Origin of the sequence: Subtercola endophyticus, assembly GCF_021044565.1 — a bacterium.
Taxonomy (GTDB): domain Bacteria; phylum Actinomycetota; class Actinomycetes; order Actinomycetales; family Microbacteriaceae; genus Subtercola; species Subtercola endophyticus.
On the sequence record NZ_CP087997.1, the window covers coordinates 463,878 to 477,821 of the forward strand.

At 68.0% G+C, this 13,944-nt stretch carries 16 protein-coding genes; 8 read left to right on the forward strand and 8 right to left on the reverse strand.

The window, feature by feature from the left end; genetic code table 11:
• Positions 1 to 128: 128 nt before the first annotated feature.
• Positions 129 to 1,421 (reverse strand): wax ester/triacylglycerol synthase domain-containing protein, encoded by a 1,293-nt coding sequence (locus LQ955_RS02430; RefSeq protein WP_231026652.1) that lies wholly within the window; start codon positions 1,419 to 1,421, stop codon positions 129 to 131.
• 106 nt (positions 1,422 to 1,527) lie between these two features.
• On the opposite strand from LQ955_RS02430, the gene LQ955_RS02435 reads away from it, so the two are divergent.
• The 3 genes from LQ955_RS02435 to LQ955_RS02445 all read left to right on the forward strand — a co-directional run bounded on the left by LQ955_RS02435 (position 1,528) and on the right by LQ955_RS02445 (position 3,259).
• Positions 1,528 to 1,857: a DUF7882 family protein gene (locus LQ955_RS02435; protein ID WP_231026653.1), complete on the forward strand. Its 330-nt coding sequence runs from the start codon at positions 1,528 to 1,530 to the stop codon at positions 1,855 to 1,857.
• Positions 1,854 to 2,114, forward strand: a complete 261-nt coding sequence (locus LQ955_RS02440; RefSeq protein WP_231026654.1) for a hypothetical protein — start codon at positions 1,854 to 1,856, stop codon at positions 2,112 to 2,114. The genes LQ955_RS02435 and LQ955_RS02440 overlap by 4 nt, the downstream gene beginning before the upstream one ends.
• Before the next feature lie 92 nt (positions 2,115 to 2,206).
• Complete coding sequence (locus LQ955_RS02445) at positions 2,207 to 3,259, forward strand: PLP-dependent cysteine synthase family protein (protein WP_231026655.1); 1,053 nt, start codon at positions 2,207 to 2,209, stop codon at positions 3,257 to 3,259.
• 66 nt (positions 3,260 to 3,325) lie between these two features.
• Here LQ955_RS02445 and LQ955_RS02450 read toward each other — a convergent pair whose 3' ends face one another.
• A complete protein-coding gene (locus tag LQ955_RS02450) occupies positions 3,326 to 3,967 on the reverse strand; it encodes a TetR/AcrR family transcriptional regulator (RefSeq protein ID WP_231026656.1) in 642 nt (213 codons plus the stop codon).
• 183 nt (positions 3,968 to 4,150) lie between these two features.
• Here LQ955_RS02450 and LQ955_RS02455 point away from each other — a divergent pair, with 183 nt between their 5' ends.
• The 3 genes from LQ955_RS02455 to LQ955_RS02465 are packed head-to-tail and all read left to right on the forward strand — an operon-like array spanning position 4,151 to position 6,272.
• Complete coding sequence (locus LQ955_RS02455) at positions 4,151 to 4,744, forward strand: DUF6230 family protein (RefSeq protein ID WP_231026657.1); 594 nt, start codon at positions 4,151 to 4,153, stop codon at positions 4,742 to 4,744.
• A complete protein-coding gene (locus tag LQ955_RS02460; protein WP_231026658.1) occupies positions 4,744 to 5,418 on the forward strand; it encodes a DUF6114 domain-containing protein in 675 nt (224 codons plus the stop codon). The genes LQ955_RS02455 and LQ955_RS02460 overlap by 1 nt, the downstream gene beginning before the upstream one ends.
• Positions 5,415 to 6,272, forward strand: coding sequence for a hypothetical protein (locus tag LQ955_RS02465; protein WP_231026659.1), 858 nt, complete (start codon positions 5,415 to 5,417; stop codon positions 6,270 to 6,272). The genes LQ955_RS02460 and LQ955_RS02465 overlap by 4 nt, the downstream gene beginning before the upstream one ends.
• A 238-nt stretch (positions 6,273 to 6,510) precedes the next feature.
• On the opposite strand, the gene LQ955_RS02470 is transcribed toward LQ955_RS02465, so the two are convergent.
• Positions 6,511 to 7,752, reverse strand: coding sequence for a zinc-binding alcohol dehydrogenase family protein (locus LQ955_RS02470; protein ID WP_231026660.1), 1,242 nt, complete (start codon positions 7,750 to 7,752; stop codon positions 6,511 to 6,513).
• Between the two features lie 10 nt (positions 7,753 to 7,762).
• Positions 7,763 to 8,896 carry a saccharopine dehydrogenase family protein gene (locus LQ955_RS02475; protein WP_231026661.1) on the reverse strand — a complete coding sequence of 378 codons (1,134 nt, stop codon included), beginning with the start codon at positions 8,894 to 8,896 and terminating at the stop codon, positions 7,763 to 7,765.
• A gap of 145 nt (positions 8,897 to 9,041) precedes the next feature.
• Here LQ955_RS02475 and LQ955_RS02480 point away from each other — a divergent pair, with 145 nt between their 5' ends.
• Positions 9,042 to 9,665: a TetR/AcrR family transcriptional regulator gene (locus LQ955_RS02480; RefSeq protein ID WP_231026662.1), complete on the forward strand. Its 624-nt coding sequence runs from the start codon at positions 9,042 to 9,044 to the stop codon at positions 9,663 to 9,665.
• 198 nt (positions 9,666 to 9,863) lie between these two features.
• On the opposite strand, the gene LQ955_RS02485 is transcribed toward LQ955_RS02480, so the two are convergent.
• From LQ955_RS02485 to LQ955_RS02495, 3 genes are all read right to left on the reverse strand, one after another.
• Positions 9,864 to 10,223 carry a hypothetical protein gene (locus LQ955_RS02485; protein WP_231026663.1) on the reverse strand — a complete coding sequence of 120 codons (360 nt, stop codon included), beginning with the start codon at positions 10,221 to 10,223 and terminating at the stop codon, positions 9,864 to 9,866.
• An 86-nt stretch (positions 10,224 to 10,309) separates the two neighbouring features.
• Positions 10,310 to 10,792 carry a response regulator transcription factor gene (locus tag LQ955_RS02490; RefSeq protein ID WP_231026664.1) on the reverse strand — a complete coding sequence of 161 codons (483 nt, stop codon included), beginning with the start codon at positions 10,790 to 10,792 and terminating at the stop codon, positions 10,310 to 10,312.
• Between the two features lie 78 nt (positions 10,793 to 10,870).
• Positions 10,871 to 11,935, reverse strand: coding sequence for an alpha/beta hydrolase (locus tag LQ955_RS02495; protein WP_231026665.1), 1,065 nt, complete (start codon positions 11,933 to 11,935; stop codon positions 10,871 to 10,873).
• A 143-nt stretch (positions 11,936 to 12,078) separates the two neighbouring features.
• Here LQ955_RS02495 and LQ955_RS02500 point away from each other — a divergent pair, with 143 nt between their 5' ends.
• A complete protein-coding gene (locus LQ955_RS02500; protein ID WP_231026666.1) occupies positions 12,079 to 13,098 on the forward strand; it encodes a GGDEF domain-containing protein in 1,020 nt (339 codons plus the stop codon).
• A 16-nt stretch (positions 13,099 to 13,114) separates the two neighbouring features.
• Here the strand turns inward: LQ955_RS02500 and LQ955_RS02505 are convergent, their stop codons facing one another.
• Positions 13,115 to 13,858: a 4'-phosphopantetheinyl transferase family protein gene (locus tag LQ955_RS02505; RefSeq protein WP_231026667.1), complete on the reverse strand. Its 744-nt coding sequence runs from the start codon at positions 13,856 to 13,858 to the stop codon at positions 13,115 to 13,117.
• Positions 13,859 to 13,944 lie beyond the last annotated feature (86 nt).

Consider the following 13,944-nt stretch of genomic DNA (forward strand, 5'->3'; position numbering starts at 1 on the left):
CGAACTACAGCTGGTGCGCCGAACTACCGCGGGTGCGCCGAAGCACCGCAGCTGCGCCGAAGCGCCGCGGGTGCGCCGAAACCGTGGCGACGAGCGCCGAAACCGCAGCGACGAGCGCCGAGGCAGGTTCAGCGCGAGAGGGCGGCCGTGCGCAACTCGGCGTAGGCGGCGCCGGCGTCGTCGGCGAGGTCGGAGATGCCCGGCAGGGCGGTGGGGTCGGTGCAGAATCCGATGCCCACGGCCGTGGCGTTCGAGATGGCCGAGATGCGCAGGGCGTGGTGGGTGGCCGGCTCAGACGAGGTGAAGAGCTCGTCGATGCGCCGCCCCGCGACGGCAACGGGCACGCGCGGGCCCGGAACGTTCGAAATCGCCACGCTGAACTCGCGCGGGCTGCCCGCGATGCGGTGCACCAGCTCGTCGGCCGGTGCGACTCGGCCGAGCGCATGAAAGAGGTCGTACAACAGAGAGGCGTCGTCGAGTTGTTTCTCGGTGCGGGTCTGGGAGCTGATGTGATCGAGCCGGCGCAGCGGATCGGGCTCTGACAGCGGCAGATCGACGTTGATGAACGAGTCGTGGTTGCCCGAGTCCGCCGCATCTTCGTCACGATGGTGCAGACTCACGGGCACCTGGGCGCGAACATACCGAGCCCGATGGCGGCTGCCGAGCCAGCGGTGCAACCCGCCCGCCACCACGGCGAGCAGCACGTCGTTGACGGTGGCATGTGCCGGGCGCGAGGCGCCGATGGCCTTGAGCTCGTCGAGGGGAGTGCTCACGAAAGCCAGGTCGCGGGCCACCGTAATGGGCTTGTCGAACGGCGACCGGCCGCCGGGGTGCGCGAGTTCGCGCCAGGCCGCCCCGGGCATCCGGAGCCACTCGTCGCCGCCGGTCGAACGGATGCTCGTGGCCCGTGTGCCGACGGCATGCATCGGTACGTCGTGCGGGTCGAAGAGAATTGCGTCGAGAAAGCGCATGCCGGCGATTCCGTCGACCATCGCGTGGTGCATGCGCGCGGCGATGGCCTCGGTGCCGTCGGCCAGGGGGCCGATGAGGTCGAGGGTCCAGAGCGGGCGGTCGCGCGGCAGGTGCTGCGACATCAGGGCGCTCACCGCACGCCGCAGGTCGGCTCGGGTTGCACACTCTGTGCCGGAGTGCCGTCTCACGTGATCGGCGATGTCGAACTGCTCGGCCGGCACCCAACGCGGGTCGATCGACGTACCGTCGTCGGCCGCCGTTGCGACTCGTTCGCGCGCTCGCGGCTGGTCGACGAGCCTCTCGCTCACCCGCTTGCGCAGAGCTTCGAGGTCGACCGGCGACCCGGGCTCGAGAATCATCAGCTTGAGGGTGTGACCGGTGAGCGTGGCCGACTCCAGGGCCAGAATGCGTGCGTCGTCGGGGGAGAGACGCTGCGACTGCTCGGTCATGGCGCCAGTTTAGGGTGCGCGGCGAGGGCGCGGTTAGACTTGGCGCCGCACGTGCAGCGAGGCGAACGTCAGCGCTCGCGGTGCGACACACGTCGGAGGGATGATCATGGGAACGTTCAACTACGACACCGTACTCAAGGTCGACTTCGACGACCGGGTTCTCGCGCACATCCAGATCGTGGTGGGCGCGAAGCTGCGGCGCGGCGAGTCGTGCTACTTCAGCTGGCGTGATGACGACGGTGTCGGTGATGGGCGCACAACGGTGTGGCTGCACCCGGCGCTTCCGCTGGTGTACAAGTACTTCGGCAGCAAGATGCCGCGTATCAATCCGGCATGGATCGAGCTTCTGACCGAGTCGGCGAATTCGGCCGGTGGCCTGCAACTGCTGCCGGAGCCCGAGATGGCGACCATGTCGGTGGCTGGTGGCGAGCGATGAAACGCATCAACATCGTCTACGGCGGCCAGCCGTACAGCATCGGCGGCAGAGAGCTCGAAAGCGTGCTGAGCGAGATCGGTCTCGGTCTGCAGTCGGCAGAACCGCGGTGGCTGACCGTCAACTACGGCGAGGGCGTTCCGCGCACCGCGCATCTCTTGTTGGCCACGGGTATCGACATTGCGATCATCCCCGTTCCGGGCGTAGACGAAGACGCCGACCAAGAGTCTGCGGAGCAGCCGCCCCCGCGTGCGCGCTGACGCCCAGCCGCGCGTCACGCCGCGCGTCACGTCGCGCCTCGGGCGCACCAGCCCGCTCGGCCCGTTCACCGCGGGCTCGCTAAGGTGGCGGTATGGTTTCGAACCGACGCTGGACCACCGAGGCGATTCGTGAGCTGACCGCCGATAGCACGCGCAGCGCCGACACGCATCTGCTGCGGTTCGCGTTGCCCCGCGCCTGGGGTGTCGACCTGTACTTCAAAGACGAGTCCTCGCATCCGACCGGTTCGCTGAAGCACCGGCTGGCGAAGTCGCTGTTCATCTACGGCCTCGTCGGGGGTCGCATCCACGAACACACGACCGTTGTGGAGGCCTCCAGTGGGTCGACGGCCGTCTCGGAGGCGTATTTCGCCCAGCTGCTGGGTGTTCCGTTCATCGCCGTGATGGCCACGTCGACGAGCCGGCGCAAGATCGAGCTCATCGAGGCGTATGGCGGCCGGTGTGTGCTGGTGGCGACGGCGGGCGAGGTCTACGCCGAAGCCGAACGGCTCGCTCGCGAGTGCGACGGCTACTACCTCGACCAGTTCACGAACGCGGCCGTCGCGACCGATTGGCGCGGTAACAACAACATCGCCCGATCGATCTTCGACCAGATGGCGGGGGAGCGGCATCCGGAGCCCACCTGGATCGTGGCCGGCGCGGGCACCGGTGGCACCTCGGCGACGATCGCCCGATACGCCCGGTATGCCGGAACCAGCACCCGCATCGCAGTGGGCGACCCCGAGGGCTCGGCCTTCGAGGAGGCCTGGCGCACCGGCCGACGTGACGTCACCGCGCGCGGCTCGCGCATCGAGGGAATCGGTCGCCCGCGAGTGGAGGCATCGTTTCTGCCTGACGTGATCGATCTCGTCACGACGGTTGCCGACGCCGCGTCGATCGCAGGTATGCACGTGGTCGCCGAGAAACTCGGGCGCGCGCCCGGCCCTTCCACCGGCACGAATCTGGTGCTCGCGCTCGATCTGGCGCGCACGATGGCGGCGAAGGGCGAGGCCGGAAGCATCGTCACGCTGCTCTGCGACGGCGGCGACCGGTACTCCGACACGTACTACGACGACGGCTGGGTGGCCGCGCAGGGCTTCGACATCGAGCCGCACCTCGCCGAACTGCGGGAGCGCCTCGACGCGTGAGGTTTGGGCCTGAAGTTTGGGTCCGTGGCGTGAGGCTCGAGCGGCGAGCGGATGCCCGGCCGGCGCTCAGGTGACGGCGGCGTTCGCGTGCAGGCCCTCGACGATCGTCGCGTTTGCGGGGTCGGCTGCACCGACGATGGCGACCAGCGTGTTCGAGAGAAAAGCGACGATCTCGTCGTCGGGCATCTCGGTCTTGAGCGCACCGTCGACGAGGGTCTGCTCGGCAAAAGCGACCCACGAGCGAAGGGCGACTCGCAGCAGGTTCGAGTCGGGCATGCCGAGTTCGCTGAAGAGCACGAACACACGCTCGGCCTGCGCGGCACGGGCTTGTTCGATGACCTCGCGAACTTCGGCGTCACCGCTGGCCGTGCCGCGCACCAGCGAGTAGAACGTGCTCTCGTGCTCGCGAGCGAACCGAACGGTGCGCGCCAGGGTCGAGCGCAGGCGCTCGCCGGGAGGCACATCGGGCGACGGCTCCGTGGCGTGCAGCATGCTGTCGCGGGCGGCCCGCACGATCTCGCGGTGAAAGCCCTGTTTCGAGCCGAAGTGGTAGAAGAACAAGCCCTTCGAGACTCCGGCCTGCTTCGAGATGCCTTCGATCGACACAGCCTCGAGCGAGCGGTCGGCGAGTGCGGCCACTCCGAGCGCCACGAGCTGGGCTCGACGCTCGTCGGGCGTGAGGCGCGTTCGTCGCAGCTCTTGGGCCATCTCCACAGTTTATGGGCGGGCGTTCGCAGATTTCTGCACGAATGCCTCCAAACGATCATCCCCTCGTTACTGACTCGTGAACAGTAGTTATTGACCGGGGCACAGTTAGCTATTGACAAGCGGTCAGTAACTGCCCTAGCGTCGCTGCTGTTGCACCCACTTCATTCGTATCAAGGAGGATCCATGAAGTTCAGTTCAGTCACGGGCTCACGCGCCGGCCGAGTCGCTCTGGCCGCCGTTCCGGTCACGATCGCCGCCACCCTGCTGATGGGAAGCGTCGCGAACGGCGCCGTTCCCGTCTCGTTCGCGGTGTCGGGCAGCCAGTTCCAGATCGGCGCATCGCAGCTCGACGGCACCGCGTTCTCGCAGTATTCGGGTGTGGCGATGGACGGCACGGGTGTGCCGCATCCGGTCGCCATCGCCAACATCGGCTCTGCGACGCTCGCGAACCTGTGCCAGTCGGTCGTCACCGACACCCCGCTGGGCAAGGTGGGGTTGCTCATCAACGCCGGCGGCGGCGACACTCCCGCAACGGCGAGCAACCTGCAGCTGGGCATGACCGACCTCAAGGGTGACGCGACGTTCAACAACATCCGCATCGGTGTCGACGCGTCGAAGGTGAACACGACGGCGAAGGGCAGCGGCGGAGACTTCGCCCAAGACGCCGATTCGCTCACCATCAAGAACCTGCAGCAGACCGCGTGGAGCACGCAGGCCTCGGTGTTCAACCTGAACGGGCTGCACATGCAGATCACCAACGGAACGACGTGCTTCTGATGAGCGGATTCGTGGGATGGTACCGGCGGCGCCCCTTCGTGGGCGGATGCCTGTCGATTCTGGCCGGAGTGGAAATGTTCCTGTCGAGCCAGCTCGACCTCGGCAACATGCACATTCAGGTGGGAATCGAGGGGTTGCAGGCGACCATTCTGCCGATTCTGCTCGTGCTGCTCGGTCTGCTGAGCATTCTGATGCCGGCACAGCGCATCTTCTACGGTGTTCTGATTCTCGTGATCGCCGTGTATTCGCTGGTCGGGGTCAATCTCGGCGGCTTCTTCATCGGCATGCTGCTGGGCATGGTCGGGGGAGTGATGGTGGTGTCGTGGATGCCGCGCCGCGGCCGTGGCCCGCGCGCTCGGCACGCTGGTGACGCGGTGGCGGGTGCGGAGTTGGCGGCCGGCGCGGAGCTGGTTGGCACGGAGCTGGCTGGTGTAGCGCGGGTCGATGCGGAGCTGGTCGGCGCCACGACTGCCGGCACCGAGACTGCCGCAGAGTCGGCCGGCGCGGAGTCGGCCGGCGCGGAGAGTGCCGGCGCAGAGAGTGCCGGCGCAGAGACTGCTGGCGTAGAGACTGCTGGCGCCGAGCTGGTCGGCGTCACGACTGCCGGCGCAGAGTCAGCCGTCGATGCGGTGCACCACGAATCGGCCGGCGTCGGAGTCGCTGCAACAGTATGACGGTCGCCCAGCAGCTCATGCGAGTCACGGTGGTGTTGGCAGTGGCGGTCGGTGTGGCCTCGTCGATCGGGGCCGCACCGATGCCGGCCAGCAGTTCGGTCGCCGTCCCAGCGACGGGCACTGCGGCGCGGCAGGGAATCTGTCTTCTGGGTTTCATCGACTGCGCGGCGGCGCCTGCGACAAGTGTGCCATCGTCGTCGGCTGTTCCCGGAGATCCGGCCACGTCGATGCCGACGCCAGTTCCTGTAGCGGTGCCCGTGCCAAGTGGCGTTTCGGGCGGGGATCCCGCGGGCATCCCGACGCCGGTGCCGGCGATACCGGGCGTGCCTGCGGTGCCTACTGTCGCACCGACGGGGGCGGCGGCGCCGTCTTCGCCGTCGCCCGGGGCCCCCGCGAAGTCCACCGGGCCACTAGCCGAAGTGCTGGCCCCGGCCGACCCGAACGCCATGCCGCTCACCGACAAACCCGCGACGATGGGCGCGGATACACTGTCGATTTCGGGTCTACAGAGCATCGGCGTGGTGACGGTGACGTTGCCGAACGGCGACACCGCTCGGCACATCCGGCTCGAGGCCGACCACATCTCGATCGACGGATTCTCGCTCGACACGAGAGACACTGACGGCCACGGCGTGCTCACGACGGCGTCGAACATGACCGCCGATGGAACCGTTGTGGTGTATCTCGACTCCATCGCGGGTCTGCTGGCGAGCGGAGCATCGGCTTTGTTCGACGTTCTGCACACGCTGCCGACGGCGGCCGATCTGGCGGGACTGACGGCGCTGAAGCTCGACCTTTACGGGCTTTCGGGCAATACCCTGACGCTGACCGGCTCGCACGAGGCACTCTCGTAGTTGCGTGCGCGCCGCACATCGCTCGCCGCCGCCGGGGAGCCGCTCCGCCGGCAGTCGGCCCGTGGGTGCCGCTCCGCCGGCAGCTGGCGCGGGGGAGTCGTCCGGCGGAGTCGGTCCCGCAGCGGTCGGCCGGAGGGCGTCGCTACGGTCGGAGCTGACGGCGTATGTCCGCGTAGGGGGCGCCATGTGCGCTCAGCTCCGACCGAAGCACCTCCCCATCGCGCCGCCACGTGCCTGGCTAGAGCGTCACGACGAGCTTTCGGGCTGAGACACCGCGGCGCAGTGCATCCAGAGCGGGTTGCACCGACGCCAGTCCCGAGCCGACGACCTCGGCCGCCGGCGCCGCGACGTACCGGCCGTCGGCGAGTGCCGCCGGCAGAAACTGCTGCCAGAGCATCGGGCCGACCTCGTTGTTCATGAGCGTGCTGCCCCAGACGAATTTCGCCCGGATGCCGTGCCTGCGGCAGCGCAACTCCAGGGCCACGTTGCTCGCCACGAGCGCGGCGCCCACGCGGGCGAGAGCGATGCTCGGCCCGCGGCGCCGGGGGAGCCCGTCGAGCGAGACCGACGGGGTGGCGAGACTGACGCGTTTTGCGCCAGTGGCGATGGCGATCGTCACTGCGTGCTCGGCCGATCCGGTGCCCACCGCGAAGATACCGGCGACCGTCGCGCCATCGATCGCCGCGATGAGGTCGCGCACGACCGTGGGGCTCGCGTAGTCGAAGACCGCGGCGGCACCCAACCGCCGCAGGGCGTCGTGGTTGTGCGGCGACGCCGTTGTGACCACGTCGTAGCCGGCTGCGGCCGCGAGCTGAATGGCGTTGCTGCCGACGCTCGTCGACCCGCCCCAGACGACGACGGTCTGGCCGGTCGCGGCCGCGCCACTCGTCGTCGACAGGGTCGCGCTCGCCCCGGTCGCGGCTGCCGATCCGGTCGTGTTCGCGCCAGTCAGGGGCGCCGACGCGGTCGCGGCCGCCGGTCCGGTTGAGCTACCGTGCCCGGCCGACCCAGCGACCGGATGCCGCAGCCCCAGCTGATCCTGCTGAAACAGCGCCGACGCCGCGGTCGAGACCGCCAGCGGCAGCACAACGGCCTCTTCGAAGGGCATCGAGTCGGGCAACGGAGCCGTGAGCGACTCGCGAACGACGGTGTGGAGCTGAAACCCGCCCTCCGCCGCGTGGTCGCGGCCCTTCTCCATGCCGACGGCGTAGGCGAGCACCCGGTCGCCCACGCCGAATCGAGTGACTCCGGGGCCGAGTTCGACCACCTCGCCTGCAACGTCTTCGCCCAGGATGCTCGGGTACGGCATCCAGCGGTACATGAGGTCACCGGTCGACTGCTTGATCGCGTCGAGCGGATTCACCGCGATGGCGCGGTTGCGAACGACGATCTCCCCGGCGCCGGGTGTCGGGTACGGCGCCGTTCGCACGACGAGATCGGCGTGCCGGGCATCCAGCCAGGCGGCGATGTTGGTGGGCATGACCGTTCTCCTAGCGCGCTGACGCGGTCGACGGTGCGGATTCGGTGACGAGGTACTCGCCGCCGAGCGATTCGGCGAGCTCGGTGCCGAACAGAGCGCCGGGGGTGTGGGCTCCGGGGCGACCTTCGCCGCGCGCCAGCCGCAGCGCGACCTCCGTCATCACATCGGCCGTGAAGACGCCGCCGTCGCCGACTCGCAGCCACACCTCGCGTGACTCACCCGAGTTCCATTCGGCGACGGCGTGCCCCCACGACGACCGGCGGGCCATCGGGCCGGCGTGCAGTTTCACCCGAGCGATGCGAGCGCTGACGAACGAGTGCATTCCGGGCATCCGGATGACCGCCGAGAGCACGGGCAGCACCAGCCGCCGCAGCACCGCGCCCGTCGGCGCCGCGGTCGAGGCAGCGATCACCGTGTCGGCATCGGTGGCCCGCCAGGCCGATAGCAACTCGCCGCTGGCTCCGCCGCCGGTGTTCAGCTCGTCGCCGTCGGGTGTCACGAGGCGAAGCGGATGCTCGCCGGTGCGCGATCGAACGAGACGACCTTCGCGCACCTCACGCCCGCCGAACTCGAGCACCTCGACGATGCTGCCGGCCAGTGCCGCGCCGACGCGGCCGTCGTTGAGGGCGAGTGAGGCCAGGGCATCCACTCGCACCCGTGTGGGGCGGGGGCGATCGGCGCGGGCCCGCAGCGCGGCGGACTCGGTGCCCAGCACGCCGAACCCGGCTCCCGTCACCAAGACTTGGCTGTTGAGCTGAGCCTGGCGGTCGAGGCGCAGAATGTCGTCGACGGCCGAGAACTCGTTGGCGATGTCGAGGTAGTGCGTGCCGGGCGGGCAGGCGCGGGCGACCCGGAGGCTGGTGTCGGCGAAGGGCCCGACGGTGTTGACCACGACTCGGGGCGCCGCGCCACCGTGAGCGTTCAGAGGTTGCGGCGAGGCCGGCTCGGCGGCGAGTGCGGCCAGGTTGTCGTCGAGGGTGCCGACGAGCATCCGGTGCCCGCCGCCGAGCTGCGCATTGAGCGTTTCGAGGCGAGCCTTGGATCGGCCGGCGAGAACCAGCGATGCGCCAGCGGCGTGCAAACGGCGGGCGACGTCGCCGCCGGTGCGGCCGGTGGCCCCGAGAATCCAGATGTCAGTGCTCATGTAAAGGCCTTTGTTCGGTGGTTGGGAAGGGAGTCGGGTACGGGCTTGGGCAGGTGATCGGTGGCGAGTGATGACATGCCGTGTCATGACCATAACACTGACGACACGCAATGTCATCACCGGGTTTCGGCGCTACACTCGGGGCATGAGCAGATGGCAGCCCGACGCGCGTGAGCGGTTGGAGAAGGCCGCGCTCGAGCTGTTCACCGAGCAGGGATTCGGTGAGACGACTGTTCCGCAGATCACGGCTCGGGCCGGGCTCACGACGCGCACGTTCTTTCGCCACTTCGCTGACAAACGCGAGGTGCTTTTTGCCAACGACGTCGACGTTCCGGCACTGGCGAGCCGGATGATCGCCGAAGCGCCGCCGTCACTCACCCCGCTGCAGATCGTCGAGGGCGGCCTCGAGGTCGTCGCGGCCGCCCAGTTCGCCGAGGGGGTCGAGTACTTCGAGAGGCGCAAGGCGGTGATCGAATCCGACCCCGGCCTTCGCGAGCGGGAGCTGCGCAAGATGTCGGCCCTGGCCGACGCGCTGCGGGCGGGCTTCATCGCCCGGGGGGTCGACGAGCTGACCGCGACGCTGTCGGCGCAGGTCACGACGATGGTGTTCGGCACCGCGATCGGGCGCTGGCTGCAGACTCGGGGGTCGCAGCCGTTGCCCGACCTGCTGCACGACACGCTGAACCAGCTTCGGGCGCTGCTGGGCGGCGGGCTCGCCGCGGCTCCGGGTGGCTCGGTCGATGAGGCCGCGGTGCAACACATCCCTTGACCGTCGCAGACCCAACGCGACCGAGTACCGGGGCCTCACTCTGCAGGCGTGAGCGCCCAGGTAACGCAGATGCACCTTCGCGGCTTCACGAGGGTGCTTCTGCGCAACCCTGGCCGATCATCCGTTGGTTGGAGGAGGCGGGGAGGCAAGCAGGCAAGCAGGCAAGCAAGCGGGCGGGCGAAACCTCCGACGCGCGACCTACGAGGCCGGGCCGAGCAGAATGGCGAACATTGCGGCGGCACCGCCGACGATGAAGAAGAGGGTGCCCAGCTGCATGGTGCGGGTCTTGTTGCGGTCGGCGACGGGCACATTCACCTCGAGAATGGGGCAGCCCGACCACCCGAAGAGAGCGATGCTGAGTGCCACTAGCGCAGAGCCGATCCACCAGATGATGGCGAGTCCGGTCGGCAGGGTGTCGGGGCGCCAGCCCGTCGACAGCAGAAATCCCATGACGACGGCCACCGAGCCGACCGATACGCCGAACCAGGCTGCGCCGATCCACATGATTCGCTGAACGTTCTTCTCGGGGGTCATCAGATCGTGCAGGGGAGTCGACATCGGGGCTTCTTTCATCGGTGGGCTTCAGTTTATAACCGCTGTCGCGACGGCTCATTCCCCCAGATTTCACCGCCCACCACGGCCTGTCAGCGCCGCGCAGACCCGGCGTACTCGATGCCCTGAACCAGGGCCGTGAGACGGTCGGCGACTTCTTCGAGGCTGAACGGCTTCGTCATGTAGTCGTCGCCTCCGGCCATGTAGGCGTCGACGCGGTCGGCCGTCGAGTCGAGCGCCGTGAGAAAGAGCACCGGCGTCTGGTCACCGGATGCCCGCAAAGCACTAACGACACGAACACCGTTGAGGTCGGGCAGCATGACGTCGAGCACGATCGCATCGGGGTTGAACTCCCGCGCTTGTTCGAGCGCGGATGCACCGTCGGCGACCTCGCACACGTTCCACCCCTCGAGGCGCAACGCTCGCCCGAGCAGGTCGCGCAAGGGTTCGCCGTCTTCGACCACGAGGATTCTGATCGGTTCGGGCGGCGTCGCTGCCGGAGCCGGGGCCGCCGCCGCAGCCGGGGCCGCTGCCGTAGCCGAGGCCGACGTTGAGCGTGTGGTTGTCGTTGTCATGCGTCAAGGCTGCGCCACTGCCCTGTGCGCCGCCGTTCATCCGGCAATGAACCTGCCATGAGCCAACGACGACGGCTCTCAGCGAGCTGCGGTTGGCGACGCCATGCTGGCCGTGACCGGTGCGGTGACCCGCTTGATGAACTCGGTGAGCCGCTCGTACACGGTCTGCGACTCCGCGAACCGGTAGTTCTGCTGCCAGGTGTGCCGCGCGTTGCGATGCTCCCGGTCGAAGATGAGCGTCTCCACAGGCACGAAGGCCGCCCGCAAGCGCGTGATGAAGCGCAGGTTCGAGGCGTAGAAGTAGTCGCGTTCGGAGGTTGAGACGAAGACCTCCGGATGCCCGGGTTTCACCCATTCGATGGGCGACAGGTAGCTCGCAGCAGCCTGCAGCGACCGGCTCGCCGCGGCGACGCGGTGACCGCGCGGGTGGAGCAGCCGCACGAAGTTCTTGCTCAGAATGGGTGCCTTGTCGAACAGCTCGGTGAGATCGACGGCACTGCAGTGCAGCACGAGCCCCTGAACGCCGCCGAACCGCGGCGTCGCGGGCATGCCGAGGTGCTCGCGCAGTTCGCCGTTGCTCGAACTCGCGGTGAACAGCGCCGCGATGTGGCCGCCGGCGGAATCGCCGCCGAGCACCACCCGCGACGGGTCGCCGCCGAAGCGACCGATATTCTCGTGCACCCAGTGCACGGCTTCTTCGGCGTCTTCGATCAGGTGATTCATCTGAAATCGCCCGGCTTTGCGGTAGTTGACGTTCACGACGACGACGCCCGCGGCGGCTTGGTGGGCGCAGTATTTCGTGACGGTGGACTTGTCGCCCGACGTCCAGCCGCCACCGTGGAAGTACACGTACACGGGCAGTGCGTCTGAGCTGGCGACCGGGGCTTCGGGGGCGAGAACGTCGAGACGGTGCGAGGCGTGCCCGTCGCCGACGTAGTCGATGTCGTTCGTCGCTCGCACTCCCTCGATGGGGTCGACGTTCATCCGCTTCGTCTCTGAGCCCTGGATGAAGAACATGCCGGCTCGAAAAGCCCACACGGGTGTTCCCTTGAAGATGGAACGCAAAACGAGGTGCCAACCGGGGACGGCCGAGGTGACAGTCGAGCTGGCAGCGCTGACGACGGCTGCCGGTGAATCGTTCATGACCTTGAGAATACGAACCGAGTTTGGCTGTGAGCAGTGATTCAGCTGGTCATGTTCTGCGAGTGTGGTGTGGCCCGCGTTCGGGGGAAGAGGGTAAGTTCAAACCAGCACACCGACGATCACCCGTTGCCCGAGAAGGACCCATGATGACTGCACCGACGGCGCAGCCCGCTGCCGACCTGTCGCAGTTGATCTTCCGTTCGCGAGTAGTGCAGATTCTGGCCGTCGAGACGGCGGTTCTTTATGCCATCTTGGCGCTGTTCGTCGACCTGCACCCGTTCTGGGTTCGACTGGTGCTCGGCTTCTTGGCGACGAGTGCGGCGGTCGTTGCTCTCGCGGTTCGCGGCCGGGTCATTCCGTCGCATCTGCCGGGGCGCATTCTCATCGTCTCTGCCATGGTCTGCGTGAGTTTCGTCGCCTACGCCATCAGCAACAGCGGTATTCCGGTCATCATCGCTTTCTCGATTCTCTCGCTCACTATGGCCGCAACAGTGCTCGATACCTATCGCGTGGGTATCGTCATCAGCGGCGTGGGCTACCTGCTCGCGCTCAGCGTCATCGTGCTGCGCAGCGCTAACGCGCTGTCGGCCGTACTCGTGTTTCTCGGGCTGGCGGTGACCAGCAGCTTTCTGCTGATCAGACAGCGCCAGTTTCTCGAGCAGGCGCGAGATGCCGCACTCAACCTGGCCGTGACCGATTCGCTGACGGGGTTGCTGAACCGGCGCGGCATGGAGATTCAGGTGCCGCTGCTCGATAGCGTCTCACGCCGCACCGGGCAGCAGCTGGCGTGCATCCTGCTCGACCTCGACCACTTCAAAGCCATCAATGACAAGTTCGGGCACGCGGTCGGCGACGTGGTTCTGCAGACCACCTCGCGAACCATCGTGACGGCGATGCGCGAGGCCGATGTGGCGGTGCGCACCGGCGGTGAGGAATTCGCCGTGTTCTGCCTGGTTTCGGGCAAGGCCGACATGGTGCTGCTCGCGGAGCGGCTGCGCGGGTGCATTGCGCAGCAATCCTCGGAGCCGCGAGTGACGGCGAGCATCGGTGCCGCCATCGGCTCCGGCGCCGACGAAGTCGCCATTTCGGAGCTGTCTGCGCGGGCCGACAAGGCGCTCTACGCGGCCAAGCAGGGCGGTCGCAACACCATTCGCGCCGCCTGAGGCGGGCGGATGCTCGTTAGTTCGCCGGCGCGAAAACCCCATCTGAGCGGTTCACGGTGATCTCGACGGATTCCGTCGTGAGAATGGCGAGGGCTGCGGCGTAGCCGGGCTCGAGGTCGAGGTCGGCCAGCTGAAGCGCGGCAATAGCGCGGGGATACGCCACGAGTCGAGGAGCCTCGTCGGGCCTGGAGACGATAACGGATTCTGGAGGCACACGCAGGCCGTCGCCGGTCGCTTTGACGACGGCCTCGGTGCGGCACCAGGTGCGAAAGAAGTCGGGGGCGGAGGGCGGCTTTATGCCGTCTGGCTGGATGCCGTCTGGCTGGATGCCGTCTGGCTGGATACCGTCTGGCTGGATACCGTCTGGCCGGATGCTGCCGGGGAAGTCGCTGCCGGTTCTGAGCGCGGGGTCGATGAGCTCGACATCGAGGCCGACTGCTGCGGCCCGCGTGATCGCCACCGCAACGAGGTCGGCGGAGTGCGAGATCGAGAGGTGCACGCCCGTTCCAGGCAGGCTGGGCTTTCCGTGCGGTTCGCCGCAGCGCTCGCAGGTGCGGTCGAGGTGCACGTGCTCAGGGGCGAGGCCGAGCATCCGCCCTGCCAGCCGGCGTGACAGCGCCACTCCGAGCGTGAATCGCGAGCGGTCGGCGGCGAAGAGATACCGGTCGCGGCGCGCCAGCTCGACGGGATTCAGCAGCGCGAGGTCGGCGGTCGTTTCGGCGGCGAGCCCGGACATCCAGATCTCGCAGCGTTCGGTCACAGCCCCAACGGTACAGCGGCGGCGGTGCGATGTGTGTTATGGTTACGGCTGCGAGTCAGGGTGCTGTAGCGCCACTCGCTGGGGGA

What these genes read in the sequence shown, in the direction of transcription:
- LQ955_RS02430 (WP_231026652.1), bottom strand. Translation starts at nt 1,421, where the DNA reads ATGACCGAGCAGTCGCAGCGTCTCTCCCCCGACGACGCACGCATTCTG.
- LQ955_RS02435 (WP_231026653.1), top strand. Translation starts at nt 1,528, where the DNA reads ATGGGAACGTTCAACTACGACACCGTACTCAAGGTCGACTTCGACGAC.
- LQ955_RS02440 (WP_231026654.1), top strand. Translation starts at nt 1,854, where the DNA reads ATGAAACGCATCAACATCGTCTACGGCGGCCAGCCGTACAGCATCGGC.
- LQ955_RS02445 (WP_231026655.1), top strand. Translation starts at nt 2,207, where the DNA reads ATGGTTTCGAACCGACGCTGGACCACCGAGGCGATTCGTGAGCTGACC.
- LQ955_RS02450 (WP_231026656.1), bottom strand. Translation starts at nt 3,967, where the DNA reads ATGGCCCAAGAGCTGCGACGAACGCGCCTCACGCCCGACGAGCGTCGA.
- LQ955_RS02455 (WP_231026657.1), top strand. Translation starts at nt 4,151, where the DNA reads ATGAAGTTCAGTTCAGTCACGGGCTCACGCGCCGGCCGAGTCGCTCTG.
- LQ955_RS02460 (WP_231026658.1), top strand. Translation starts at nt 4,744, where the DNA reads ATGAGCGGATTCGTGGGATGGTACCGGCGGCGCCCCTTCGTGGGCGGA.
- LQ955_RS02465 (WP_231026659.1), top strand. Translation starts at nt 5,415, where the DNA reads ATGACGGTCGCCCAGCAGCTCATGCGAGTCACGGTGGTGTTGGCAGTG.
- LQ955_RS02470 (WP_231026660.1), bottom strand. Translation starts at nt 7,752, where the DNA reads ATGCCCACCAACATCGCCGCCTGGCTGGATGCCCGGCACGCCGATCTC.
- LQ955_RS02475 (WP_231026661.1), bottom strand. Translation starts at nt 8,896, where the DNA reads ATGAGCACTGACATCTGGATTCTCGGGGCCACCGGCCGCACCGGCGGC.
- LQ955_RS02480 (WP_231026662.1), top strand. Translation starts at nt 9,042, where the DNA reads ATGAGCAGATGGCAGCCCGACGCGCGTGAGCGGTTGGAGAAGGCCGCG.
- LQ955_RS02485 (WP_231026663.1), bottom strand. Translation starts at nt 10,223, where the DNA reads ATGTCGACTCCCCTGCACGATCTGATGACCCCCGAGAAGAACGTTCAG.
- LQ955_RS02490 (WP_231026664.1), bottom strand. Translation starts at nt 10,792, where the DNA reads ATGACAACGACAACCACACGCTCAACGTCGGCCTCGGCTACGGCAGCG.
- LQ955_RS02495 (WP_231026665.1), bottom strand. Translation starts at nt 11,935, where the DNA reads ATGAACGATTCACCGGCAGCCGTCGTCAGCGCTGCCAGCTCGACTGTC.
- LQ955_RS02500 (WP_231026666.1), top strand. Translation starts at nt 12,079, where the DNA reads ATGATGACTGCACCGACGGCGCAGCCCGCTGCCGACCTGTCGCAGTTG.